At 71.4% G+C, this 23,215-nt stretch carries 16 protein-coding genes; 2 read left to right on the top strand and 14 right to left on the bottom strand.

Annotated features, from left to right (window positions below; all coding sequences use genetic code 11):
* Positions 1 to 4 precede the first annotated feature (4 nt).
* Complete coding sequence (locus tag NQO67_RS12425) at positions 5 to 1,132, top strand: cellulase family glycosylhydrolase (protein WP_255949925.1); 1,128 nt, start codon at positions 5 to 7, stop codon at positions 1,130 to 1,132.
* Positions 1,133 to 1,304: 172 nt separating this feature from the next.
* On the opposite strand, the gene NQO67_RS12420 is transcribed toward NQO67_RS12425, so the two are convergent.
* From NQO67_RS12420 to NQO67_RS12355, 14 genes are all read right to left on the bottom strand, one after another.
* Positions 1,305 to 3,260, bottom strand: a complete 1,956-nt coding sequence (locus NQO67_RS12420; protein ID WP_255949924.1) for an ABC transporter ATP-binding protein — start codon at positions 3,258 to 3,260, stop codon at positions 1,305 to 1,307.
* Positions 3,261 to 3,401: 141 nt separating this feature from the next.
* On the bottom strand, positions 3,402 to 5,816 hold the full coding sequence (locus NQO67_RS12415; RefSeq protein ID WP_255950033.1) for a glycoside hydrolase family 43 protein: 2,415 nt from the start codon (positions 5,814 to 5,816) through the stop codon (positions 3,402 to 3,404).
* Positions 5,817 to 5,836: 20 nt separating this feature from the next.
* Positions 5,837 to 7,306, bottom strand: coding sequence for a sulfatase family protein (locus NQO67_RS12410; RefSeq protein WP_255949923.1), 1,470 nt, complete (start codon positions 7,304 to 7,306; stop codon positions 5,837 to 5,839).
* A complete protein-coding gene (locus NQO67_RS12405) occupies positions 7,303 to 8,283 on the bottom strand; it encodes an aliphatic sulfonate ABC transporter substrate-binding protein (protein WP_255949922.1) in 981 nt (326 codons plus the stop codon). The genes NQO67_RS12410 and NQO67_RS12405 overlap by 4 nt, the downstream gene beginning before the upstream one ends.
* Before the next feature lie 84 nt (positions 8,284 to 8,367).
* On the bottom strand, positions 8,368 to 9,216 hold the full coding sequence (locus NQO67_RS12400) for an ABC transporter ATP-binding protein (RefSeq protein ID WP_255949921.1): 849 nt from the start codon (positions 9,214 to 9,216) through the stop codon (positions 8,368 to 8,370).
* Positions 9,213 to 10,022 carry an ABC transporter permease gene (locus tag NQO67_RS12395; RefSeq protein ID WP_255949920.1) on the bottom strand — a complete coding sequence of 270 codons (810 nt, stop codon included), beginning with the start codon at positions 10,020 to 10,022 and terminating at the stop codon, positions 9,213 to 9,215. The genes NQO67_RS12400 and NQO67_RS12395 overlap by 4 nt, the downstream gene beginning before the upstream one ends.
* 16 nt (positions 10,023 to 10,038) lie before the next feature.
* Entirely contained in the window at positions 10,039 to 11,355 is a 1,317-nt protein-coding gene (locus NQO67_RS12390) for an ROK family transcriptional regulator (RefSeq protein ID WP_255950032.1), read from the bottom strand.
* Positions 11,356 to 11,620: 265 nt separating this feature from the next.
* Entirely contained in the window at positions 11,621 to 11,971 is a 351-nt protein-coding gene (locus NQO67_RS12385; protein ID WP_255949919.1) for a hypothetical protein, read from the bottom strand.
* A gap of 33 nt (positions 11,972 to 12,004) precedes the next feature.
* Positions 12,005 to 12,814, bottom strand: a complete 810-nt coding sequence (locus NQO67_RS12380; RefSeq protein ID WP_255949918.1) for a hypothetical protein — start codon at positions 12,812 to 12,814, stop codon at positions 12,005 to 12,007.
* Positions 12,811 to 13,368, bottom strand: coding sequence for a SigE family RNA polymerase sigma factor (locus tag NQO67_RS12375; protein ID WP_255949917.1), 558 nt, complete (start codon positions 13,366 to 13,368; stop codon positions 12,811 to 12,813). The genes NQO67_RS12380 and NQO67_RS12375 overlap by 4 nt, the downstream gene beginning before the upstream one ends.
* 34 nt (positions 13,369 to 13,402) lie before the next feature.
* On the bottom strand, positions 13,403 to 14,137 hold the full coding sequence (locus NQO67_RS12370; protein WP_255949916.1) for a hypothetical protein: 735 nt from the start codon (positions 14,135 to 14,137) through the stop codon (positions 13,403 to 13,405).
* 198 nt (positions 14,138 to 14,335) lie between these two features.
* Positions 14,336 to 16,015: a thiamine pyrophosphate-binding protein gene (locus NQO67_RS12365; RefSeq protein ID WP_255950031.1), complete on the bottom strand. Its 1,680-nt coding sequence runs from the start codon at positions 16,013 to 16,015 to the stop codon at positions 14,336 to 14,338.
* Positions 16,016 to 16,071: 56 nt separating this feature from the next.
* Entirely contained in the window at positions 16,072 to 16,845 is a 774-nt protein-coding gene (locus NQO67_RS12360; RefSeq protein ID WP_255949915.1) for a cyclase family protein, read from the bottom strand.
* Positions 16,846 to 17,145: 300 nt separating this feature from the next.
* A complete protein-coding gene (locus tag NQO67_RS12355; protein WP_255949914.1) occupies positions 17,146 to 20,832 on the bottom strand; it encodes a glycoside hydrolase family 3 C-terminal domain-containing protein in 3,687 nt (1,228 codons plus the stop codon).
* 795 nt (positions 20,833 to 21,627) lie between these two features.
* On the opposite strand from NQO67_RS12355, the gene NQO67_RS12350 reads away from it, so the two are divergent.
* Complete coding sequence (locus tag NQO67_RS12350; protein WP_255949913.1) at positions 21,628 to 23,202, top strand: glycoside hydrolase family 43 protein; 1,575 nt, start codon at positions 21,628 to 21,630, stop codon at positions 23,200 to 23,202.
* Positions 23,203 to 23,215: the final 13 nt, after the last annotated feature.

The raw sequence follows: 23,215 nt of genomic DNA, 5'->3' as shown, positions 1-23,215 counted from the left end.
AGCCATGTTCGACCTCCGGATCCCTCGCCCCTTTGGCGACAGCCGGTCCGCCCCATCCCCTGCCCGGGCGCGGTGCGCACGCCGCGGTGTGCTGGCCGCGACGCTCGCCACGCTGGTCGCCGTGCCGCTCGGGACCGTGTCGTACGCCTCGGCGACCACCGCGGAGCCTGCCGCCGGGCAGGCGGCCCTGCTGGCCGCCACCGACTTCAAGGGCGCGAACTGGGCCATGCCCGGCGACAACTTCACCGACGACGCGGTCGTCCCCGAGGGGCTGAGCACGTCCGACAGCTACGACACGGTCTACGCCAAGGCCTCCGCCGTCTACGCGGGGTTCAAGAGCACGGCCGGTGCCAACACCGTCCGGCTGCCGATCAACGCCGACTCCGTTCCGGGTACCACGTGGGGAGACCGCTACGCCGGAGCCGTGGCCGCCGCGACGGACGCCGGCTTCAACGTCATCCTCTCCGACTGGGAAGGAGGGTCGCCAAACGGCAGGATCGACGACATGAACGCGTTCAACGCGATGTGGGGCTCCGTCATCTCCAAGTGGCAGTCCAACGCGCACGTCTACTTCGAGGCGATGAACGAGCCGTACGGCTACAGCGCCACAGACTGGGCCAATGTCGCCGCCAGCTGGATCAGCGCCCACCCCTCCGTACCCAAGGAGCGGCTCATCATCAGTGGCACGGGCTACAACCAGGACGTCAGACCCCTGTGCGACGACAGCCGCTTCGACGGCACCTATCTCTCCATCCACCTCTACACGTTCTTCTACACCAGTACGCACACGTACGACGAGTGGGTGAACACCTTCACCTCCCGGCTCGGCAACTGCGCCTCGCGCACCGTCCTGGACGAGTTCGGCGCCCCGACGGACGACGGTAGGAACTACGACGGCTCGGCGGGCTCGGACGAGTTCATCCCGTACATCCAGGCCGCCACCGACGTCGTCCACGACCGGGGCATGGGTGCCGTCTACTGGCCTGCCCTCGGCGGCAAGCACACCCATCGGCCCGACTACGACTGGTACTCCCTCTACGCCCTCCAGGGCAGCGGCACGAACCTGTCGCTGAGCGTGCGCAACACCACCATGATCGACCGGCTCCGGCATGCCTGGGGTATCGGCGGCTAGGGTCATTCGTCTGGATCAGGCTGGACCAGGGAGCGGGGTCTGGTGCTCCCCCACACCCGTTCAGGGCAGTGGGGGCACGTGCCAGACCCCGCGAGCTCAGCATGATCCAGACGGGCGGCCGTGGTGGGCGGCGTGCACGGCACCGTCCCCGTCCACGTGCAAGCGCAGCAGCTCAGAGCACCTTGGTGATCTCGCCGGTGTCCTCTCCGGCGATCTCCGCCGTGATCTCCTCGACCAGCTCGGCGGCCACCGTGCCCCGCTCCCCGTCCCGCGGCTTGAACTGCGTCCGGTAAAGCTCCGCGTACCGGCCTTCCGCCGCCAGCAGTTCCTCGTGGGTGCCGCGCTCCACGATGCGGCCGGCCTCCACCACCAGGATCAGGTCGGCCGCGCGCACCGTGGACAGCCGGTGGGCGATGACGACCGCGGTGCGGCCCTGGAGTGCCTCGGTGAGGGCTTCCTGGACGGCTGCTTCGGAGGCGTTGTCGAGGTGGGCGGTGGCCTCGTCGAGGATGACGACGCGCTGGCGGGCCAGCAGGAGCCGGGCGATGGTCAGGCGCTGGCGCTCGCCTCCGGAGAGGCGGTAGCCGCGTTCGCCGACCACGGTGTCGAGGCCGTCGGGCAGCGAGCGCACGAGGTCGTCCAGGCGGGAGCGGCGCAGCGCGTCCCACAGGTCGTCCTCGGTCGCGTCGACCCGGGCGAGGAGCAGGTTGGCGCGGACGGTGTCGTGGAAGAGGTGGCCGTCCTGCGTGACCATGCCGAGGGTGGCGCGCAGGCTGTCGGGCCTGAGGTCGCGGACGTCGACGCCGCCGATGCGCACGGTGCCCTCGTCGACGTCGTACAGGCGCGGCAGCAGCCCGGCGATGGTCGACTTGCCGGCGCCGGAGGAGCCGACGAGGGCGACCGTCTGGCCGGGTTCGGCGCGGAAGGAGACGCCGTGCAGCACCTCGGCGCCGTCCCGGGTGTCCAGGGACGCCACCTCCTCCAGGGAGGCGAGGGAGACCTTGTCGGCGGACGGGTAGCCGAAGCGGACGTCGTCGAACTCGACGGAGACCGGCCCTTCGGGGACGGCGCGCGCGTCGGGGCGCTGCTCGATGAGGGGCTTGAGGTCGAGCACTTCGAAGACCCGCTCGAAGCTGACGAGCGCGCTCATCACCTCCACGCGCGCCCCGGCGAGCGCGGTGAGCGGTGCGTAGAGGCGGGTCAGCAGCAGCGCCAGGGCGACGACGGAGCCCGGTTCCAGGGTGCCGCGCAGCGCGAACCAGCCGCCGAGGCCGTAGACGAGCGCGAGGGCCAGGGCGGAGACCAGGGTCAGGGAGGTGATGAACACCGACTGCAAGGTCGCCGTGCGCACCCCGATGTCCCGCACCCGGGCGGCGCGGTCCGCGAACTGGGCGGACTCCTCCTGCGGGCGCCCGAACAGCTTGATCAGGGTGGCCCCGGGCGCGGAGAACCGCTCCGTCATGCGGGTGCTCATGGCGGCGTTGAGGTGGGCCGCCTCCCGCTGCATGTCGGCCATCCGGCGTCCCATCCGGCGGGCCGGGACCACGAACACCGGGAGCAGCGCCAGCGCGAGGAGGGTGATCTGCCAGGACAGGGTGAGCATCACGGCGAGCGTCAGGAGCAGGGTGACCAGGTTGGTCACCAGTCCGGACAGGGTGTTGCTGAAGGCGCGCTGGGCACCGATGACGTCGTTGTTGAGACGGGAGACGAGCGCCCCCGTACGGGTGCGGGTGAAGAAGGCCACGGGCATCCGCTGCACGTGGTCGAACACGGTCGTCCGCAGGTCGAAGATGAGTCCTTCGCCCAGGCTCGCGGACAGCCGTCTGCTCAGGATGCCCAGGGCCGCCTCGGCGACCGCGATGAGCGCGATGAGCAGGGCCAGGTGCACGACCGTGGCCGAATCGCCGTCCGACACGATGGCGTCGACGACGTGTCCGGACAGGACGGGTGTCGCGACCGCCAGGAGCGCGGTCACCACGCCGATGACGACGAAGAGGGTGATGCGGGGGCGGTGTGGGCGGGCGAAGGTGCCGATGCGGCGTAGGGTCGCTCGGTTGAAGGGACGGCTCTCCCGCTGGGCGGTCATGACACTGTGCAGTTGTGTCCACGCCGTGGTCTCCATGTTCATGGTCAGACCGTAGAACCTGAACTGCCGTTGAGGTCAATGACCTACCGGGTGAAGCCTGCGGCGGGCGGCCGGACGCCGCACGCACGGGCCCACCGACCCGTGCGTGCGGCGCACTGTCTCACCGGAGGTGCTTCTCGGCTCTCACCGGAGGTGCTTCTCGTCCTGGTAGGTGTGTACGTAGTCGAACCGGGCCGTCGCCCCGGCGGTGTGCTGCGCTACCAGGCCGATCCTGAGGGCGGCCTCGGTGGGCAGGGTCCAGGTGCCGGTGCGGGTCCAGTGGGTGCCGTCGGTGCTGGTGGCGGCGCGCACCTCGGACTCGGTGTTCGTCAGGTCGGCGTGGTACGACAGGCGAAGCCACATGGTGTCCGCCGGCGGGCCGCCGAACATCGGGCCGTAGGCCAGCGCGGTGGGCGGCGTGGTCGTCGGGCGCTCGCCCTCCTTGGCGAACTCGGTGACCTGGGTCAGAGCGCCGTTGGCCCGGTTCAGCGGCAGCACCGCGTGGACGAGTTTGAAATAGCGGTCGTCGTTCCCGTAGAGGACCAGGCCGGCCTGCTGGTTGTCGGCGCCGGGGGCGAAGTGGATCTTCGTTTCGACGGTGTAGTCGCCGGGTGGGGCGTCGCGGGTGAGGACCGATGCCGAGTTGGTGGTCAGGTACAGCTCCGCGTTCTGGGTCGGCCAGGACAGTGCGCTGCCGGTCATGGTCGTGCCGGCGGCCGGGCCGCGTACCCAGGTCCACGGCGAGCCGGTGGTGGTGCCGGGCACCGTGGCGGAGGTGAAGTCGTCGCTGTAGGCGGGCAGTAGCGTGCCCGGCCCGGGGTCGGGGACGCGGGTGGTGACCGGGGTGTAGAGGGCGGTGGCGGTGATGTTGTCGGCGGCGGCGCCGGTGCCGCGGGCCGCCGCGCCGACCTTGCCGGCGTGCACCGCGGCGGCCGGCAGGTCGCGCTGCTGGGTGGTCACCGCGTCGTGCAGGCGGTCCGCGGTCACCTCCACCGTCAGGTGGGTGCCGCGGAGCTCGGCGGCGACGTTGCGCCAGGCGCTCCACTGGAACCCGGAGGGCAGGGCGGTCACCTTCTCGCCCTGGCCGGCGCCGTGCACGCGCACATCGGTGACCAGCGCGTTCCGGTCCCGGTCCAGCCAGGCGACGACGTAGTCGTCCGGGTCGGCGTAGTCGATCACGAGGCCGGCGGCGCCGGTCGTCGAGGTCACCCGCAGGTCGGCCTCCGCGCGCAGTCGGGTGGGGGCGGTGGCGTCGGAGACCAGGAAGGCGGGGTGGGCGGGGTTCGTGCCGGTGGTCGGGTGGGTGGCGAAGGCCTTCGGGTCCTGCTCGGTGGCGAGCGACCAGCCGCCGGGGTCCGCTCCCTGGGCGCTGAAGCCGGTGAGCGAGCCGTCGTTGAACGTGCTGCCCACCGCGGGGGAGGTGACCGGCGCCTGCTGGGCGTCCGCCGAGGGACCGGCGCCCGCGCGCACCACCGGCCAGCCGTCGATCCAGTCGAGCCGGTCGATCAGCATGGGGCGCCGGGTGAGCTTCAGCGTGCCGCCGGAAGCCGGATCGAGGTAGGGGTCGGCGGCCGGGACGGCGTGGTAGACGAGCCAGTCCTGGCCGGACAGGTCGGTGGTCAGGGAGTTGTGGCCCGGGCCGATCCAGCCGTTCCCGTGGGCGCCGAGCACGATGCCGCCCTTGCTGCTCGGAGCCGTCAGGTCGACACCCTGGTCGTCCAGGAAGGGTCCGGTCGGGCTGGTCGCGCGGCCCACCTTGACCTGGTAGCCGCTGAACGCGCCGTCGCAGCAGCCCGCGTCCGAGTAGAAGAGGTAGTAGTAGGCGCCGCGGTGGACCACGAAGCCGCCTTCCATCCGGCGGCCCTGCGCGACCTCGGTGACCGCTCCCTCGATGCGGGTGCGGGCACCGTTCAGCTTCGCCACGCAGATCGTGTCGTAGCTGCCCCAGTACAGGTACGGCTGGCCGCCGGCGTCGGTGAACTGGGCCTCGTCGATGTTGCCGGTCGAGCACCCGCTGGGGGTCGGCAGTACGGCGCCTTCGTCGGTCCACGGCCCGGTGGGGGTGGGGGCGGTCGCGACGCCGACGGTGTTCTTGCCGGGGACGGAGTAGAAGAGGTTGTAGTGGCCGCCCGTGTAGCGGATGTCGGGTGCCCACAGCCGGGACCCGTCGTGCCAGGCGGGCTGGGTGTCGGGGGTGAAGACCTGGCCCGCGTACGTCCAGTGCACCAGGTCGGCCGAGCGCAGGATGGGCAGCATGCGCTCGCCGTCCTCACCCCTGCTCTGGAACACGGGATTCTGGGTGCCGTAGGCGTACCAGAGGCCGTCCTTGCCGCGGATCAGCGACGGGTCGGGGAAGGTGTCGACGACTCCCGAGGTGACCGGGTTCTGGTAGGTGGACGCCGCCTTCGCGTGCGCCGGGTGCGCCGGCGCGTGGGTGGGTCCGGCGTGCGGGGGAGCGGACGCCTGGGCGCCCGGTACCGCTCCAGCGAGCAGCGCGCCCACCAGCAGCACGACGGTCCGGACGGTGCCCGCCGTCCGTCTCGGCGTGCGGCGGCGCATGGCGTGTCGCGTCGTGCGTCTCATGACGAAGTGCCCTCCGGCTCGAACGCGCTCAGGCTGGGGTCGTAGTCCGAGGCGCCGATGTCGTACATCGACGTCATCCAGTGGTAGAAGTTGTCGCCGCGCTCGCGCAGCAGGTCGTAGAGGCGGCGCATCAGGCGGCGGCGTACCGGGGCGAACTCGGGGTGGGTGAAGCGGTTGCTGAGCTCGTGGGGGTCGGCGACGAGGTCGTACAGCTCGTTGACCGACTCGGGGTTGACGATGAGCTTGTAGCGCTCGTCGCGGAGCATCCGCTGCGGATACGGGAAGTGGTGGCCGTGGAACTCGGCCAGCAACTCGGTGCGCCAGTCGGGGTGCTCGCCCCGTACGAGAGGTACCAGGCTGCGGCTGTCGACGGCCGGAGCGGTGTCGCAGCCCGCCAGGTCGAGGATGGTCGCCGTGCAGTCGGTGAGGGTGACGAACTCCCGCCTGGTCTGCGGGGCCGCCCCGGGGATCCGGACGATGCCCGGGATCCGGTAGATGTCCTCGTACATCGCGGGGCCCTTGTCGTGCAGCCGGTGGGCGCCGGTGAACTCGCCGTGGTCCGCGGTGAAGAAGACCGACGTGTCGTCGGCGAGGCCCAGCTCGTCGAGCCGGGTGAGGATGCGGCCGATCTGCTCGTCGATGAGGGTGACGTAGCCCCAGTAGACGGCGATGAGCTTGCGGGTGACCTCCAGGGGGAGGGTGTCGAAGGTCCAGTGGGCGCTGTAGTTGCGCTGCACCGGCGGCTTGCCCTCGAAGGTCTCGGCGATCGACGGGGGCAGCTCGACGAGGTCGGGGTCGTAGCGGTCGTAGTACGCGTCGGGCAGCAGATAGGGCAGGTGCGGGCCGAAGAAGTGGGTGGCCAGGAAGAACGGGCGGCCGTCGGCGGCGTACCGCTCCAGCTGCTCGATGGCCCGGGTGGCGAGGTAGTACTCGAAGGTCGCCTCCACCGGCTGGTGCAGCCGGGCGGCGAGCAGGTTGCCCGGGTTGCCGTTCGGTGTGGTGCCCCGGACCGGCTCGGAGATGCGGTACGGCGGCAGGTCGTGCTCGGCCAGGTAGGCGAGGTAGTCGGGGTGGTCGACGGGGTTGTGCCAGCCGGGCAGGTCGGGGCCTTCGAACCCGTAGCTGGCGGCGTTGCGGTGGGTGCCGCCGTGCCACTTGCCGACCAGGCCGAGCTGGTAGTCCCGGGCGGCCAGCGCGCTCGGGAAGGTGAACGCGTCGTCGCGCAGGTCCTCCAGGTATCCGACGTTGCGCTCGTAGTTGGCGAGCAGACGGTGCCGGAAGGGGGCCTGGCCGGTGAGCAGGGAGGCGCGGGCCGGGGTGCAGATGGCGGTGGGGGTGTAGCAGTTCTCGAAGCGGGTGCCGGTCGCCGCGAGCCGGTCGAGGTGCGGGGTGGCCACGTGCGGGTTGCCGTAACACCCGAGCGTGTCGACGCGGTGCTGGTCGGTCATCAGGAACAGGACGTTCACCGGGCGGCTGCCTTCGTGTAGGCGTCCGCTGCGTAGAACGTCGACGACGAGGGCGCCTTCTGCAACTGCCCGGTGCGCACGAAGAACTCGGACATGCCGTCGAGCCACTTGCCCACGGTGCCGTCCTTGGTCTTGGCGGCGAGGTCGGCGGTGGTCAGCGTCTTCACGTGCGTCGCGTCCGCCTTCACCTTCGCCTCGGGGACCTTCAGCAGCCTCGCGGCCAGCGTGATCGACTCGGCCTGGTGCGCGGCCCGCCAGTCGTTGGCGTCCTGGAGCACCTTGACGACCTTCTCGCTCTGCGCCTGCCCGACCTTGGTGCCCGCGACGAAGGCGGTCGGGAAGTTGCCGCCGATCTTCTCGGTGCTGGCCACCTCGACCAGGTCGGGCACCTTCTCCTTGATGGTGTCGATGAGCGGGTAGTAGATCCCGGCGCCGTCGATCCGCCCGGACGAGAAGGCGGAGACGACCGTGGACGGGTCCATGGCCACCTTGGTGATGTCCTTCATGGTCATCCCGGCCTTCTCCAGGGCGAGATTGAGGATCATCTCCCCGGACGTCCCCTCGGGAACGCCGACCTTCTTGCCCTTCAGGGCCCTGATCGAGGTGATGCCGGGCTGGGCGATCACCCGGTCGGCGAAGGTGAGCGTGTCGATCGCGATGATCCTGGCCTTGCCGGAGGCGGGGAGCCAGAGGGCACCGGGGCCGATGTAGCCGTAGTCGAGGTTGTCGGTGCCCAGCGCCTGGATCTGGACCGGGCCGTTGACGAACGGCTTGCAGTCGGCGGAGATGCCGTGCTTCTTCCACAGGTCCTGCTCGTCGGCGATGGCGAGCAGGCTCGCGCCGTTGTAGTCGGCGATGTAGCCGAACCTGACCTTCTTGCCGTCGCCGCCGGAGTCGGACGAGGAGCAGGCGGAGGCGGCGAGCGACAGGCCGGTCACGGAGAGGGCGGATATGAGGGTGCGTCGAGTCATGCTCATGACAGGCGGTTCCTGGTTCTGTGCGGAGCGGCTCCGACGGGGCGCTGGGCCCGGCCGGACTGTGCGGTACGCGGCCCTGACGCCTCAGCCGGTCCCACCCGCACCCCGGCGCGGGGCTGCGGGTTCGGTCTTCTCCCGGTGGGCGTCGGCCTTCTCCAGGTCGGGGGCGGTCTTCTCCTGGTGGTAGACCGAGTGCCAGACCTCGTTGCGCACCCGGGCGAACTCCGGGCTCAGCCGGATCTCCTCGGTGCGCGGGTAGGGCAGGTCCACATCGACGACGTGATGGATCCGGCCGGGCCTGGCCGCCATCACGACGACCCGGCGGGCGAGGTACACGGCCTCGTCGACATCGTGCGTGACGAACATGACGGTCCGCCGCTCCCGGCTCCAGGTGGCGAGGAGCTGGTCCTGGAGCTGGACCCGGGTCACCGCGTCCAGGGCGCCGAACGGCTCGTCCATCAGCAGGACCTCCGGGTCGACCGCGTAGGCACGGGCGATCGCGCAGCGCTGCTTCATGCCGCCGGAGAGCGTCTTGGGCAGCGCGTCGGCGAAGTCCGCGAGGCCGACCTGCTCGATGGCGTGCTGGGCGCGCCGCTTGCGCTCGGCGGCGGACACCGGCATCAGCCGCAGCCCGAACTCCACGTTGTGGCGCACCGTCAGCCAGGGGAAGAGCGCGTACTGCTGGAAGATCACGCCTCGGTCGGGTCCGGGTCCGGTCACCGGCCTTCCGTCCACCAGGACCCGGCCCACGCTCGGTTCCACCAGGCCGGCGGCCATGCTCAGCAACGTCGACTTGCCACACCCGGACGGTCCGACGACGGTGACGAACTCGCGGTCCTCGATGTCCAGCGTGACCCGGTCCAGCGCGGTGAAGGACGTGTCCTTCATGGGGAAGGTCTTGCCGGCGTCCCGGAAGGAGATCTTGGTGGTCATCGGCGCTCCTGCCAACCGGTGAGACGGCGTTCCGCGAGCAGCAGCAGGCGGTCCATGACGAGGCCGATCACTCCGATGCAGATCAGCCCGACGAAGATGGTGGGAATGTCGTAGTACGTCTGGGCGTGCATCATCTCGTAGCCGAGGCCCTTGTCGGCGCCGATGATCTCGGCCGCCACCACGGTCGCCCACGACGAGCCGAGCCCGATGCGCATGCCGACGAGGATGAACGGCGTGGCCGCCGGCACCACGACCTTGAGGAAGATGACCCGGTCCGAGGCGCCCAGCACCCGGGCGGCGTTGATCAGTGTCGAGTCCACCCCGGTCACCCCCTGGAAGGCGGCCACCACGCAGGACATGAAGGACGCCAGGAAGATGACGAAGATCTTCGGCGTCTCGCCGATGCCCATCAGGACGATCGCCAGCGGGATCATCGCCAGCGGCGGGATGGTGCGGAAGAACTGGATGTACGGCTCGATCAGGCCGCGTGCCAGCGTGTACCAGCCCATCAGGAAGCCCACCGGCACGGCCACCAGCGTGCCCAGTGCCCACCCCAGGAACACCCGGCGCAGACTGGCCAGCGCGTCCTGGCCGAGGGTCCCGTCCCCCAGCAGCTCACCGGCGCGGGACGCCACGGACAGCGGCCCGGGAACGTCGGCGAGCTGGGCCGACGCGACCAGCGCCCAGACGGCGATGCCGAGCACCAGGGCGGCCAGGTTGAGCAGCAGGGCATGCGGGCCACGGCGGGTGCTCCGGGCGCCGTCCGGTGCCGCTGACGTCTTCTTCGGCGCGGTGATCACTGCCATGGCGGCCCTGTCCGTTTCATGGGGTCTCCTCGGAATCCGGTGATGCGTCTGCTGGGGATGTGGAAGCGGACCGTGCGGGGCGCGCGGCGTCCGGTCGGGCCGGGTAGCGGGATAGCAGGGGTGACTCGTGCAGGACGAGCGCGATGGCGCCGAGCGCACCGCCTGCCTCGTTCAGCGCCGCCTTGCGCAGGTCCACCCGGTGGCGGGCCAGCGGCACGACGTCCGCGCCCAGTGCCCGTTCGACGGGCTCGAAGAGGGCGGCGCCGGCCTGGGTCAGCTCGCCGCTGAGCACGATCACCCCGGGGCCCACGGCGTTGCAGACCGCCGCGAGTACCGAGCCGATCCGGGTGCCCACGGCCTCCAGCACGCCCAGCGCCGCCGGATCGCCCGCCTCGACGCGCGCGAGGAACGCCGGCAGCTGGTCCGCTTCGCCGCCCGCGGCCCGGTGGGCGTCGAGGACGGCGCCCACCGAGGCCACCGTCTCCAGGCAGCCGGTGGCCCCGCACGAGCATCGCCGGCCGGCCGGCTCGACCCGGATGTGGCCCAGCTCTCCGGAGAGTCCCCACGCGCCGCGGTGCAACGAGCCGCCGACGACGAGACCGCCCCCGACGCCGTGCGAGAGCCGCAGGTACAGCACGTCCTGGTCACCGGCCGCCGCACCCCAGGTCGCCTCGGCGAGCGCGGCGAGCCGGGTGTTGTTGTCCAGCAGGACGGGCACGTCGAAGCGTGCTCTGAGCAGTGCGAGCGGTTCGTCGCTGTGCCGCAGCCGCCGGGCCGTGTCGCCGTCGGCGCCCTGCGACGAGCCGGTGCCGGTGCGGGACGGGGGCTCGCTCCCCGTGCCGCCCCCGTCGGCCACCGGCCCGACCACGCCCACGCCGATCGCGTTCAGCGCCCCCAGCCGCAGGGCCCCCTCGGCCAACTTGCCGACCAGGCGGTCCGCGATGTCGACCCGCTCCTGCCAGCCCAGTCCGGCGTCGTGCGGCTCGCTCGCCGAACCGATCACCTCGTGCGCGACGTTGACCGCCGCCACATGCACCGCGCGCCGGGCGAAGTCGATGCCGATCGCCTGCCCCGCATGGGGGTTGAGCGTCAGCGTCTCGACCGGGCGCCCACGCCGGCGCAGCGCCGGGGCAGGGGCGGACACCACGATGGCGCCGTCGTGGACCAGCGTGGCGACGATGTCGTAGAGCGTCGTCCGGGACAGGCCGCTGTGCCTGCCGAGTTCGCCCCGGCTCAGCCGGCCGTGCCTGCGGAGCAGATCGAGGACGAGTTCCTCGTGCCCACGACGTAGCCGGCCTAGCGGGCCCTCTTGTGGTGGCATGCGGCACAGCATGGGGACGGCGCCGCTTTCCGTCAACAACCCGGAAAAAATAACTCCGCCCGAAATCCCCCAAGGGAACGGGTGAACGCGCAGGTCAGCGGGGTCGTTTCAGAGGTGAGACGGGACGGCAAACGTCATACAGCCGCAATAAACGGGGCGCGGCGGCGGACACGCGGGCCCTGGCACCCGCCGGGACCCGGCACCTGGCGTCCGTCGAGATCCGGAATCTGGCGCACGTCGGGACCCGGCGCCAGTCCCATGGCCGCGGCCGGCAGGGCTACTCCAGAGCCCACGGCATCGCCTCGCGCCACACCGGGCCCTCGTGCGCCCAGTCCATCATCACTTTGGCGAGCGGCTCCGGGCCGAACATCTCGAACGGTCGTGGCGCGTAGTGCGCCTGGAAGTGCCGGTCCGCGCTGCCTTCGCGGTACTCCACCCGGTAGGTCATGTCGTCGTTCAGATACGCCTGGATGTAGTGCTGATCCACCGGTTCCAGGTCGAGCCTTTCAAGGATCACGAACCGGTGCCGCAGGTTCATGTCGGCCAGCAGGTCGTGCAGCTCTTCCTCGGTGGGATCGGCCACGGCGCGCCCGCCGTCGTCGATCGCCCGCAGCAGTGGTCTCGCCATGCCCGCGACGGTACCGGTCGTCCCTTCGCCCGGTCAGCGCCAGTTGGTGTCGTGGTCGACGAGGGTGCCGTCGGCTTCGTAGGTGTCGACCGCGGTGATCGTCTTCCCGTCCGGGATGGCCACGGCCCAGGCGCGGTAGCCGGTGTGCGGGACGGCGACGGTGGTGCCCTTGAGGTCGGTGCCGTCGGCCAGGCGCACCACGCCGTAGGCGACCTTGGCCTGCGGGGTGACCACGAACAGCCGGGACCCGCTGGTGCCCTTGTCGTGGAGTCCCCACAGCCCGGCGCCGCCCGAGCCCATGGGGTCGTGCGCCCCGTCGACCGCCTGGCAGTCCGACCACGGTCCGCCCTGGTGGTCGATGCGCACCCCGCCGATCACCATGCGCTGGCAGAGCAGCGACGACTGGTCCGGCAGGGCGTCCGCCGCCCCGGACGGCGTCCCGTGCCGCTGAGCCCCGGACGTGTCGTACCCGTCGGGCAGCGTCGGATGGAACTCCAACGTCACCGACCACCGACTACCGTCCACCATCCCCTGAGCCACGGTCGTGGTGGTCGGCTCCGGCTTCCGGGAGTGGCCGGCCGTGGGTTTCGGGGAGTGGCCGACCGCGGGGGGGACCTCGTCCGTGCGGCCGGCCGATGAGCCGGACAGGGCCAGCGGCAGCGCGACGGCGACGGCGAGCACGGATGCGGCGGCGGCCCCGACCACCATCACCCGCCGGCGCTTCTGACGGGCGCGGCCGGCCCGCAGGATCCGGTCGACGGGAGCCGGAGACGGAGCGTGCAGGTCTCGTGAGCGGACGAACGCGGCGTGCAGCCACTCGTCCTGGTCGTACTCAGGGGTCATCGCGCTTCTCCAAGCCGGCTGGTCAGTGAATCACGGGCGAGGTCGGGGTGGGAGCGCAGTTTGGCCAGGGCACGGGAGGCCTGGCTCTTCACCGTGCCGACCGAGCAGCCGAGGATGTCCGCGGTCTCCTCCGCGGACAGGTCCTCGCAGTAACGCAGGACCAGGACCGCGCGCTGACGCCGGGGCAACTGGCTGAGCACCCGGACGAGCGCGTCGTGCTCGGCGACGCCCCCGACACCCGTTCCGTCCTCGCGGGCGGGACGGGTGTCGGGCAGTACCGGCAGAAGGAAGTGGACGATCCTGCGGCGCCGATGCCGGCTGCGGTTGGCATTGACCAGTGCCCGCCGCACGTAGTGTTCGGCGGTCTCCGACCGTATCCGTCGCCAATGCGGATACACCCTGGCCAGCGTCGTCTGCACCAGGTCCTCCGCCTCGTGGAAGTCGCCGGTGAGCAGGAACGCGGTGTGTGTCAGGGCCCGCCAACGGGTGGCGACGAACCGGGTGAACTCGCAGTCCGGTCCGTCGGTCGTGGCCTGCGGGTCGGATCGGGGCACGGCAGGGAACGTCCTGTCTTCTCTTCGGGGTGGATCAGCGCCACATGGTGTCGTGGTCGACGAGGGTGCCGTCGGCTTCGTAGGTGTCGACCGCGGTGATCGTCTTCCCGTCCGGGATGGCCACGGCCCAGGCGCGGTAGCCGGTGTGCGGGACGGCGACGGTGGTGCCCTTGAGGTCGGTGCCGTCGGCCAGGCGCACCACGCCGTAGGCGACGTTCGCCTGCGGAGTGGCCACGAACAGCCGGGATCCGCTGGTGCCCTTGTCCTGGAACCCCCACAGCCCGGCGCCGCCCGAGCCCATCGGGTCGTGCGCCCCGTCGACCGCCTGGCAGTCCGCCCACGGGCCGCCCTGGTGGTCGATGAGAACCCCGTCGATCACCATGCGCTGGCACAGCAGCGCATCCTTGTCCTGCAACTCCTTCTTCGCCGCGGCCGGCAGCCCCTTGCCGCCGAACTCGGGCGGGTCGTACCCGTCCGGCAGCGTCGGGTAGAACTCCAACGTCACCGACCACGCAAGGCCGTCCACCACACCTTCGGCGATCTTCTGCGACACCATCCGCGGCGCCGTGTCCTCGGCCGCCGCTGCGGACGACTTCGCGGACGACTTCGCAACCGACTTCGCGGCCGGCTGCGCGGCAACGGACGTGGCGGACCGATGGCCGTCCTGCTGCCCGCCTGCCGCGAACGCGGTGGCCCCGAACGACACCCCGCCGATCGCTGCGACCGCGACGGCCGCCACGCCGACCTTCTGGGCAAGACTGAGAGTCACGAACGCTTCTCCTCACACTGCCGCCCGACACCATGCCGGGCGGTGCCGGAACGGCCAGCACCCTGCGACCGCATTCCGACGTGCGGCAACGCCCGTCAAAGGCGCCGCCGTTGGAACTTCCGTCCGTAGGTACTCCCAAACAACCGCGCAGGGTTGCATGCCTCGCGCACAAAGGTCGGCGACGGTGCCGTTCCGCCGTCAGTGGCCGCGGAACGCCTCCTGGAGCCACCACGAGGGCCCGCTCGTCACCTTGGCGTCGACGAGCATCGGCCGGCTCCGGTCACCGGCCAGCCAGGACGCCACGGCGGCCAGGTCGGCGGCGGTTCGCACGGTCGCCGCGTCCCAGCCGTTGCCGCGCGCGATCGCCGCGATGTCGGTGTCCGGGAAGCGCACGGTCGCCAGGTCGTGGCCGTCAGGACCGAAATGGTGCACCTCGGCCCCGTACGCGGCGTCGTCGTACACCACGGCGAGCATCGGGATGCCGAGCCGCACCACGGTCTCCAGCTCCGCGGCGCCCATCAGCACACCGCCGTCACCGAGCGCGGCCACCGGGAGCCGCGACGGCTGCGCGAGCGCCGCGCCGATCGCGGTGGCGAGGCCGAGACCGATCGACTGGAACGCCTGGGTGAAGCAGAACCCGTTCTCGTCGGGGACCGAGAGGTAGGCGCTGGGGTAGCCCATGAAGTTGCCCGAGTCGACGGACACGACGCGTTCCGTGGGCAACAGCCCGTCGAGCGCCACCGACAGCGTGCGCGGATCGATGCGGTCGGGTGTCGAGTCGTCGTCGTACGGCACGTCGCGCCAGCGTCCTTCGGCACCGATGCGGTCCCGGACGGCCGCGGTGCGGTAGCCGGTGGCCTGCGTGCCGCCGAGCGCGTCCAGGGCGGCGCGTGCGGTGCCGATGACCGGTCCCCGCACGCCCAGGTGGATCGCGCGGTGCGCACCGAGCGCGGCACGGTCGACGTCCACCTGCGCGACGGTGGCGTCCGGGCCGATCAGCGCGCCGTGCCGCATCGTCCACATGTTCAGCGCACAGCCCCAGCCGACGATCAGATCGGCGGCCGTGATCAGCTCCGCGGCCAGCGGGGTGGCGAACCCTCCGGAGATGTCCAGCGCCCACGGGTCCCCGTGGAACAGGCCCTTCGCCACGGCACTCGTCGCGAGCAGCGCACCACAGGCCTCCGCGAGGTCGGCGAGCGCCGCACGGCTGCCCGGCCGCCGCGCCCCGCGCCCGGCGACGAACACCGGACGTTCCGCGCGCCGCAGCGCGTCGACGAGGGCGGCGAGCTCGTCGTCGGGCGGGGTGAGCAGGTCATCGGACGGCGGGCTCGGCTGCCCGGCGGGCGGCGGCGGCACGGCGGCGGTTCCGGTGACCGGTCCGCTCACCGGCGACGCCTGCACCGGGAGCGGCAGGTTGAGCAGCACGGTACGGCGCTCCGCCAGCGCCGTGCGGTACGCGGACGCCGCGACGTCGACCGCGGACCGAGCCGCCGTCACCCGCATCGGTGTCGCGCCCACCGCGGTGGCGAGCGCGTCCTGGTCGACGTAGAAGTTGGAGCGCGGCTCGGTCACGTCGGCGGCGAGCACGACGAGCGGCGTGCGGCTCTTCGCGGCCTCGGCGATGCCCGTCATGGCGTTGGTCAGGCCGCAGCCCTGGTGCAGCGAGACCGCGGCGACCCGCCCGCTCATCCGCGCGAACCCGTCCGCCATGACGGCGGCGCCGCACTCGTGCCGTGCCGCGACGAACCGCGCACCGGCCGCCGTCATCGCATTGGTCAGATGGAAGTTGCCGGAGCCGACGACGCCGAAGACATGGTCGACGCCGAGCCCGGCCAGGGTGCGGCCGACGGCGCCGGCGACCGTGTTGCGGGGGTCCATGGGGCTCATGGGGTCCATGGGGTCCATCGGGTCACTGAGGCTCATGTGGTCAGCGCTCAGCGTTCCACGAGGGCCAGGATGCGGGCCGGGCTGCCGGAGCCGCCGACGATCCGCAGCGGGCCGGTCACCAGCAGGGCGCCGGTCGGTGGCAGCTGGGCGAGGTTCTGTAGCTGGGTCAGCCCGTACTTGCCGGCGCCGTGCATCATCGTGTGGCACGGGAACATCGGCTCGAAGCCGGCCGCTGCGCCGGCGTCGGTGCCGACCGTCTCGACGCCGAGCCCGATCACCGGCGACTCCTGGGCCAGCCAGCGCGCGCACGCGACCGACAGGCCGGGCGTGTGCGGTCCCGCCTCGTCGGCGTTGAGGAACTCCTCCTGCGCGTGCGAGCGGGCGTCCCAGCCGGTGCGGAACAGCAGCCAGCCGCCCTCGGGCAGCGGACCGTGCTGCTCCTGCCACGCCTCGACGTGCTCGATCTCCAGCAGGAAGTCGGGGTCCTCCGCGACCTCGGCGGAGAAGTCGAGCACCGCTGCGGGCGCCACGAGCCGGCCGGCCGGGACGGATGCGACGTCCTCGCCGTCCTTGCCGGTCACCCAGTGGTTCGGCGTGTCGAAGTGCGTGCCGGTGTGCTCACCGGTGCGGAAGTTGTTCCAGTACCACCCGGGCCCACGGTCGTCGTACCGGCTGATCTCCTCCAGCTGGAACTTCGCGGTCTGCCCGAACTCCGGCGGCAGCTGCAACGTCGGCGTGTCCGCGGTGAGTGGCGCGGTGAGGTCGACGACCTCGACCTGTCCGGACGCGAGCGCGTCACGCAGGTCCTGAAGGATCGACACGGCGTACCTTCCTTTGTAGGTGCCTCGGTGAAGCCGTAGGTGCCTCGCCGGAGCGACGAGCCGACCAGCACGCGGGCCTCTGGACCGACGCCGCGAACCTATCCGGTCACGACCCTGGACCTTCCCTCCGGCCGGTCCGACGGGCACGGCTCCACCCTCGTGGTCCGCGGCACCCGGTGGCTACCCCGGCGGACCCACTCGTCCGCCGGGAAGCGACCTCGTCCGCCGGGAAGGCGACGGTGAACGCGGCCGGGTGGATAGAGCTCGCGTGCTCGGCCACCCGGCCGCGCGTCCAAGCCGTCAGCCGAACGCCACCGAGAAGATGTGCATGGCGTTCTTCCCCTTCGCCTCTCCCGTGCTGGTGCCCGGCAGGGTCAGGTAGGCGGGCGTCTTGCCCTTCTGCAACGTCACCGTGGCGCCGTACACGCTGACGTCGCGGACCGACCTGCCGGCCGCGGTGTTGTAGTAGGGAAGGGTGGCCAGGATGTCGCCGCCTGCCGCCGGGGCGTTGTCCCACCAGTCGGCGAACGCGAGGGAGACGTCCTGCGTGCTGCCGTCGGTGTAGGTGAGCGTCGCGGTGTCGGCGGCGGAGCCGTTGGCGGCGGTGCCGAGGAGGCCGAGCCGGTCGCCCGAGCCGGTGAGGGGGATGGTCTGGCCTGCGGCGATGATGTTGTCCGGCGCTCCGGTACCGGTGCTGGGCCAGGTGAAGTCGAGCCCGTCGTGCTCGACGGTGCCACCGGAGACGATGCCCGCGGCGGCGAGGGCCTGCGCGGACAGGCTCCGGCCCGCGCCGTCCAGGTCCGCCCCGGCGGTCTTGGCGTCGTCGCTGACGGCGGTGTTGTTGAGCGCGTCGTGCAGCGAGGCGTAGGGCACCGAGACCCGGCCCGCGGCGTGGTCGTCGGAGTTCGCGCCGCGGTAGGTGGCGTCGGCGGACAGCCCGTAGCCGCCCGGTGCGGCGTCCTCGTCCACCGTCACCTGCCAGGTCACGGTCGCCTTCGCGTCCGGCGCGAGGCCGGCGAAGGTGGTGGGCGAGGTGGCCAGGACCGTCCAGCCGGTGGGCGCGGTGAGGCCGACGGAGACGTCCTGGAGCGCGGTCGGGCCGCTGTTGCGGTAGGTCGCGGTCACCGTCCCGGAGCCGCCGGCCTTGAGCATCGGGGCGTTGTCCAGGGTGAAGGGGTGCCCCACCGTGATGACGGCGGAGCCGGTGACGCCGCCCACCGTCACGTCGATGGTGGCCACCCCGTTGCCGACGGCCGTGACGGTCCCTTCGGGGCTCACGGTGGCCACGGCCGGATCGCTGGTGCGGTAGCGGATCGCCGTCTTCGTCAGGTCGACGAAGGACCCGTCGTCGTTGACCGCCTCGACGACCCGGTCGGCGGTGACGTCCAGGTTCCTGCCCGGCTGGCGGGTGGGGTCGGTGTCGTCCTTGATCCAGCGGTTGCGTGCGGTCAGGTCGATGGTGTCACCGGCCTGGTAGGCGACGCTCTCCGGCTGCACGGTCACGTACTGCACGTGCCGGGGCAGGGTGCCCTGGACGTCGACGGCGGCCGAGCCGGCGGTCGTCGCGGAGTCGGGGCCCACCTGGAACCGGTACGTGCCGTTGTAGACGACCTGCCTGGCGGCCTTGCCGTCCCAGAAGGCCAGGTCGGAGGCCTTGACGGTCAGCGTGATGTGCTGGGTGGCGCCGGGCGCGAGCACCCGGGTCTTCTGGAATCCCACCAGCCGCTTCTTGGGCAGTTCCCGGCCGTCGACGGTGAATCCGGTGGCCCCGTAGAGCTGCGCCACGGTGGCGCCGGGCACGGAGCCGGTGTTGGTCACGTCACAGCTGACGCGCACCGAACCGTCGGCGGAGACCGCCGTGCGGTCCGCCTTGACGTGTGCGTAGGAGAACGTGGTGTAACTCAGGCCGTATCCGAACGGGTACGTGGGGGTACCGGTGAAGTACTGGTAGGTCCGTCCCAGTCCGCCCGTGTCGCCCGGGCTGAGCCCGTAGTCGGAGACGTCCGGGAGCTGGGTGTCGTCCTTGTACCAGGTGAAGTTCAGGCGGCCGCCGGGGTTCTGCCTGCCGAAGAGGACGTCGGCCAGTGCGTCTCCCTGGCTCTCCCCGTTGTAGCCGGAGAAGACGATGGCCGGGACCCTGCCGCGGACCCCTTCGATGGCGACGGGGGCGTCGGCCTGGACGTCCAGCACGGTACGGGGGTTGCCCAGGGCGGTGACCTGGTCGATCAGCGAGCCGTAGTTGCCGGGCAGGCGCAGGTCGGCGCGGTCCTTGCCCTCCTTGGCCACCGCGTCGTCGGTGCCGACGGCCACCACGACCAGGTCGGCGTCCTCGATGGCGGAGCGCGTCCCGGCGCCGAGCGTGGCGTCGCCGGTGGCGGTGGTGGAGGTGCCGGCGGCGTCGTAGACGATGTCCACGTCCGGGTTGGCCGCCTTCGCCTGGGCCGTGATCCCCTCCACGGCGTCCACCTGGAGCGACGGTTCGCCCGAGTAGCCGCCGAGCGTCACCTTGCCCGCGAGATCGCCGACCACCACGATCTTGTGCAGGCCGGCCGGCCGCACCGGCAGCAGCGGCTTGTCCGTGCCCTTCACCTTGTCGTTCTGCAACAGGACCAGCGAGTCGTCCGCAACCTCACGGGCGAGCTTCTGGTGGGCGGCGGACTCGATCACGTCCTTGCCGATGCTCGTGTACGGCACCTGCTCGGCCGGGTCGAACTCGCCCGTCTGCATGCGGACGGTGAACAGGTGCACCAGGGCGTTGTCGATCACACCCTCGCTGAGGACGCCCGCCTCGATGGCCTCCTGGAGGTTGTGCGGGGTGGCCTCCGTGCCGGTGCAGTTCACCTGCGTGCCCGCCCGCAGCGCGTAGGCCTGCCCGCCGGCGGCGCCGGAGACCTGCCGCCCGGTCGTCGTGTTGGTCCAGGTGGCCCCGGCGCCCTTCTTGTCGGTGGTCCAGCCCGGCGGTGCCCAGTCGTGGCCCGAGGGGAAGGACTGGTAGGTGGTGCCGACCGCCCCGCAGTCGGACGTGATGTACCCGGCGAAGCCGTAGGTGCGCTGGGCGATCTGGTTGGTGGTGTAGGTGTCGGCGGCCGACGGGGTGCCGTTGATCGCGTTGTACGACGTCATCAGGCCGGCGACGTGCGCCTTCTCGATCAGGCTCTTGAACTGTGCGGTGTAGTAGTCGTACAGGTCGTTGTCCGTGGTGTCCGAGCTGACGCCCTTGCGGTTGTTCTCCACGTCGTTGAGCGCGTAGTGCTTGGCGGTCGCCGCGACCTTGAGGTACTTGCCCGTCGGCCGGCCCGTGGCCGTCTGGCCCTGGTAGCCGTTGACGAACGCGCCCGCCATCTCCGCGACCAGGTACGGGTCCTCGCCGAACGCCTCGTCGGTGCGGCCCCAGCGCGGGTCGCGGTCCAGGTTGACCGTGGGCGCCCAGTACGTCAGCGAACCGTAGTCGTCCCGGGACGGGCCGATGTTGTTCTGGCCGGTGCCCCACAGCGACTTGTCCAGGAAGCCCCGGGCCTCGTCGGAGATCGCCGTGGTCTCCCGGTACATCAGGTCACGGTCCCAGGTCATGGACGCGGCGAAGTTGGTGGGGAAGCTGGTGGCGTGCACCCCGCCGGACGCCGATCCGTGGTCGGTGTCGGCGCCCAGCCGGTTGACACCGTGCTGCCCTTCGCTCCAGTACGTGTACTGCTGCACGCCGAGCCGTGGGATCGCGGGAGCGCTGTTGGTGTGCAACTGCTGCACCTTCTCGCTCAGCGACATGCGGGACACCAGGTCCGCGGCACGTTCCTGGAACGAGTAGTGGGTGTCCAGGTAGATCGGCAGCGCCTCGGCGTGGGTGCCGGCGGGCGCGACGGCGGTGCCGGCGGGCGCGGTGGCCACGGAGGCACCGAGCAGCCCCAGGGTGCACAGGGCCGCGGCCAGCGCTCGGTCGAGTGGTCTGCGGGAGGCACGGCGAGGTCGGGTGTGTCTGGTGTGGGGGAGCACGGTCTGAACTCCTGTCCGTGTACGGGGGATCGACGTGGGCCCTGGAACCGCAGGGACGCGGCGCCGCCGCGGACGAGCGGTGCCGCTCCTCGGGTATGCCCACGTTTCTGAGGGCTGTGCTGGCTCTCCGGGCCGCGCCGTCCCACGAGACGGGAGCGCTCCCACACCGACGGGGATGGTAGCGGTCCGACGCGCGCATTCACACCCGTTCCGTCGAAACTCCTGACCTGAATTGGCCCTTTCCCTGCCGGATGGCGCACGTTCGGTCCGCCGTACGGTGCCGATGACTTCAGGTCCGCAAGCCCGTCAGAGGATCGCCATGTCATCGAATTCGATGTCGAATCGACTTTCCGGGGTGCGGCGACCTACGCCATCGGCGACGTCGAAGTGTCGCGACAGCCGCGACGGTCGCAACAGTTGCGACAGTTGCGGAAGTTCCCCCGCCTCGCTGGGCGAGATCGGCGAGGGTGCACGCACAAGAGTGCCCCTGGTGCGACCGCGCCCGGAGAAAATCCTCTCCGAATCCTTCCGGTGAAGTGGGTGCAAGGAATTCTCGACACCATTTCGAAAGTTTCGGCTGTCGGCCGCTTTGGGAAGCGTGAGTTTGTTAAAGGCATTGACGAATGCGGGAGGCTGCTCTTACTTTCATGCTCGTCGCGCTTCGTACGTCATATACGAGATGCGATATGCGACTCCTGACGGGCCGTGGCCTCCGCACCGACACCATTCTCCCGGTGTGCGGGCCGGCCCTGGAGGAGCGGGCCGCCGGATTCAGGACGGGAGGGCAGTGACGGCATGGGCGTCGACCGGCGCACTGGCGATCTCGGCGACGGGAGGTACCGGAACCCGATCCTGCACGCGGACTGGTCCGATCCGGACCCGGTGCGGGTGGGTGAGGACTTCTATCTGACGGCTTCCAGCTTCGGCCGGGCCCCGGGACTGCCGTTGCTGCACTCGACCGACCTGGTCAACTGGACGCTCGTCGGGCATGCGCTGGAGCGCCTCGAACCACCGGAGGAGTTCGCCGAGCCCCGCCAGGACTGCGGGGTGTGGGCACCGTCCATCCGGCACCACGCGGGCCGGTTCTGGATCTTCTGGGGCGACCCCGACCAGGGTGTCTTCCAGGTCCATGCCGAGCGCGTCGAAGGCCCGTGGTCACGCCCGGTGCTGGTGAAGGAGGGCAAGGGGCTCATCGACGCCTGCCCGCTGTGGGACGCCGAGACGGGCGAGGCGTACCTGGTGCACGGCTGGGCCAAGTCCCGCGCCGGCATCAAGAACCGGCTCACCGGCCACCGCATGCGCCCGGACGCGACCGGGCTCCTGGACGAGGGCACCGTCATCGTCGACGGTGACGCGATCCCCGGCTGGTTCACGCTGGAAGGCCCGAAGCTGTACCGGCACGACGGCTGGTTCTGGATCTTCGCCCCGGCCGGCGGGGTGCCGACCGGCTGGCAAGGCGCGTTCCGGGCCCGGGACTTCTTCGGACCCTACGAACACCGTGTGGTCCTCGCACAGGGCAGCACCGAGATCAGCGGCCCCCACCAGGGCGGTTGGGTGCGCACCGGCACCGGTGAGGACTGGTTCCTGCACTTCCAGGACCGCGGCGCGTACGGGCGCGTGGTGCATCTGCAACCGATGCGCTGGACGGACGACGGCTGGCCGGAGCTGGGCGACCGAGGGGAGCCGGTGCTGGTCCACGCCAAGCCCGAGCTGCCCGCCGGGCCGGCGGCGGTGCCCGCGACCGACGACGACTTCCCGAACGGGCAGCATGGGCTCCAGTGGCAGTGGGCGGCGAACCCGGGCGACGGCTGGTCCGGGCCGCATGAGGGCGCGGGCCTGCACCTGACCTGCGTCCGCAGCGAGCACCTGCACGACCTGCGTCGACAGGCGCACGTGCTGACCCAGCGGCTGCCCGCGGAGGTCTGCACGGTGACCGTCGACCTGCACCTGACCAGCCGGGAGCCCGGTGCCCGTGCGGGCCTTGCGGTGCTGGGCAACGCCTACACCTGGATCGGCCTGGAGCGCGGCGCGGACGGCACGGTGCAGCTCGTGCACCGGTTCGCCGAGCAGGTCGCCGACGCCGAGCGCGACGCGGGCACGGCACGCCCGGCGCCGGACGGCCGGGCCCGGCTGCGCATCGCGGTCGACACGGGCGCACGCTGCCGCTTCCTCGCCGACACCGGCGACGGGTTCCAGGGCTCCGGGCAGGTCTTCGCCGCCACACCGTGGCGCTGGGTCGGAGCCCTGCTCGGCCTGTTCGCCACCGCACCGCCCGGCGGCCCCGGCGGTGCGGGAACCGCACGGTTCACCCGCTTCCGGATTCGCACCGACGGAGCGGAGCCGGGGGAACCGAAGATCAGCACCCCGTGAACAGCACCCCGTG

The sequence above is a fragment of the Streptomyces odontomachi genome, from assembly GCF_024435355.1.
Taxonomy (GTDB): Bacteria; Actinomycetota; Actinomycetes; order Streptomycetales; family Streptomycetaceae; genus Streptomyces; species Streptomyces odontomachi.
The sequence above is the reverse complement of the archived record's forward strand: the minus strand, read 5'-3'. Positions and strand labels throughout refer to the sequence as shown.

Bases quoted from the DNA above. Each gene is read 5' to 3' on its own strand.
- NQO67_RS12425 (WP_255949925.1), top strand. From the start codon at position 5: ATGTTCGACCTCCGGATCCCTCGCCCCTTTGGCGACAGCCGGTCCGCC.
- NQO67_RS12420 (WP_255949924.1), bottom strand. From the start codon at position 3,260: ATGAACATGGAGACCACGGCGTGGACACAACTGCACAGTGTCATGACC.
- NQO67_RS12415 (WP_255950033.1), bottom strand. From the start codon at position 5,816: ATGCGCCGCCGCACGCCGAGACGGACGGCGGGCACCGTCCGGACCGTC.
- NQO67_RS12405 (WP_255949922.1), bottom strand. From the start codon at position 8,283: ATGAGCATGACTCGACGCACCCTCATATCCGCCCTCTCCGTGACCGGC.
- NQO67_RS12400 (WP_255949921.1), bottom strand. From the start codon at position 9,216: ATGACCACCAAGATCTCCTTCCGGGACGCCGGCAAGACCTTCCCCATG.
- NQO67_RS12395 (WP_255949920.1), bottom strand. From the start codon at position 10,022: ATGGCAGTGATCACCGCGCCGAAGAAGACGTCAGCGGCACCGGACGGC.
- NQO67_RS12390 (WP_255950032.1), bottom strand. From the start codon at position 11,355: ATGCTGTGCCGCATGCCACCACAAGAGGGCCCGCTAGGCCGGCTACGT.
- NQO67_RS12385 (WP_255949919.1), bottom strand. From the start codon at position 11,971: ATGGCGAGACCACTGCTGCGGGCGATCGACGACGGCGGGCGCGCCGTG.
- NQO67_RS12380 (WP_255949918.1), bottom strand. From the start codon at position 12,814: ATGACCCCTGAGTACGACCAGGACGAGTGGCTGCACGCCGCGTTCGTC.
- NQO67_RS12365 (WP_255950031.1), bottom strand. From the start codon at position 16,015: ATGGACCCCCGCAACACGGTCGCCGGCGCCGTCGGCCGCACCCTGGCC.
- NQO67_RS12350 (WP_255949913.1), top strand. From the start codon at position 21,628: ATGGGCGTCGACCGGCGCACTGGCGATCTCGGCGACGGGAGGTACCGG.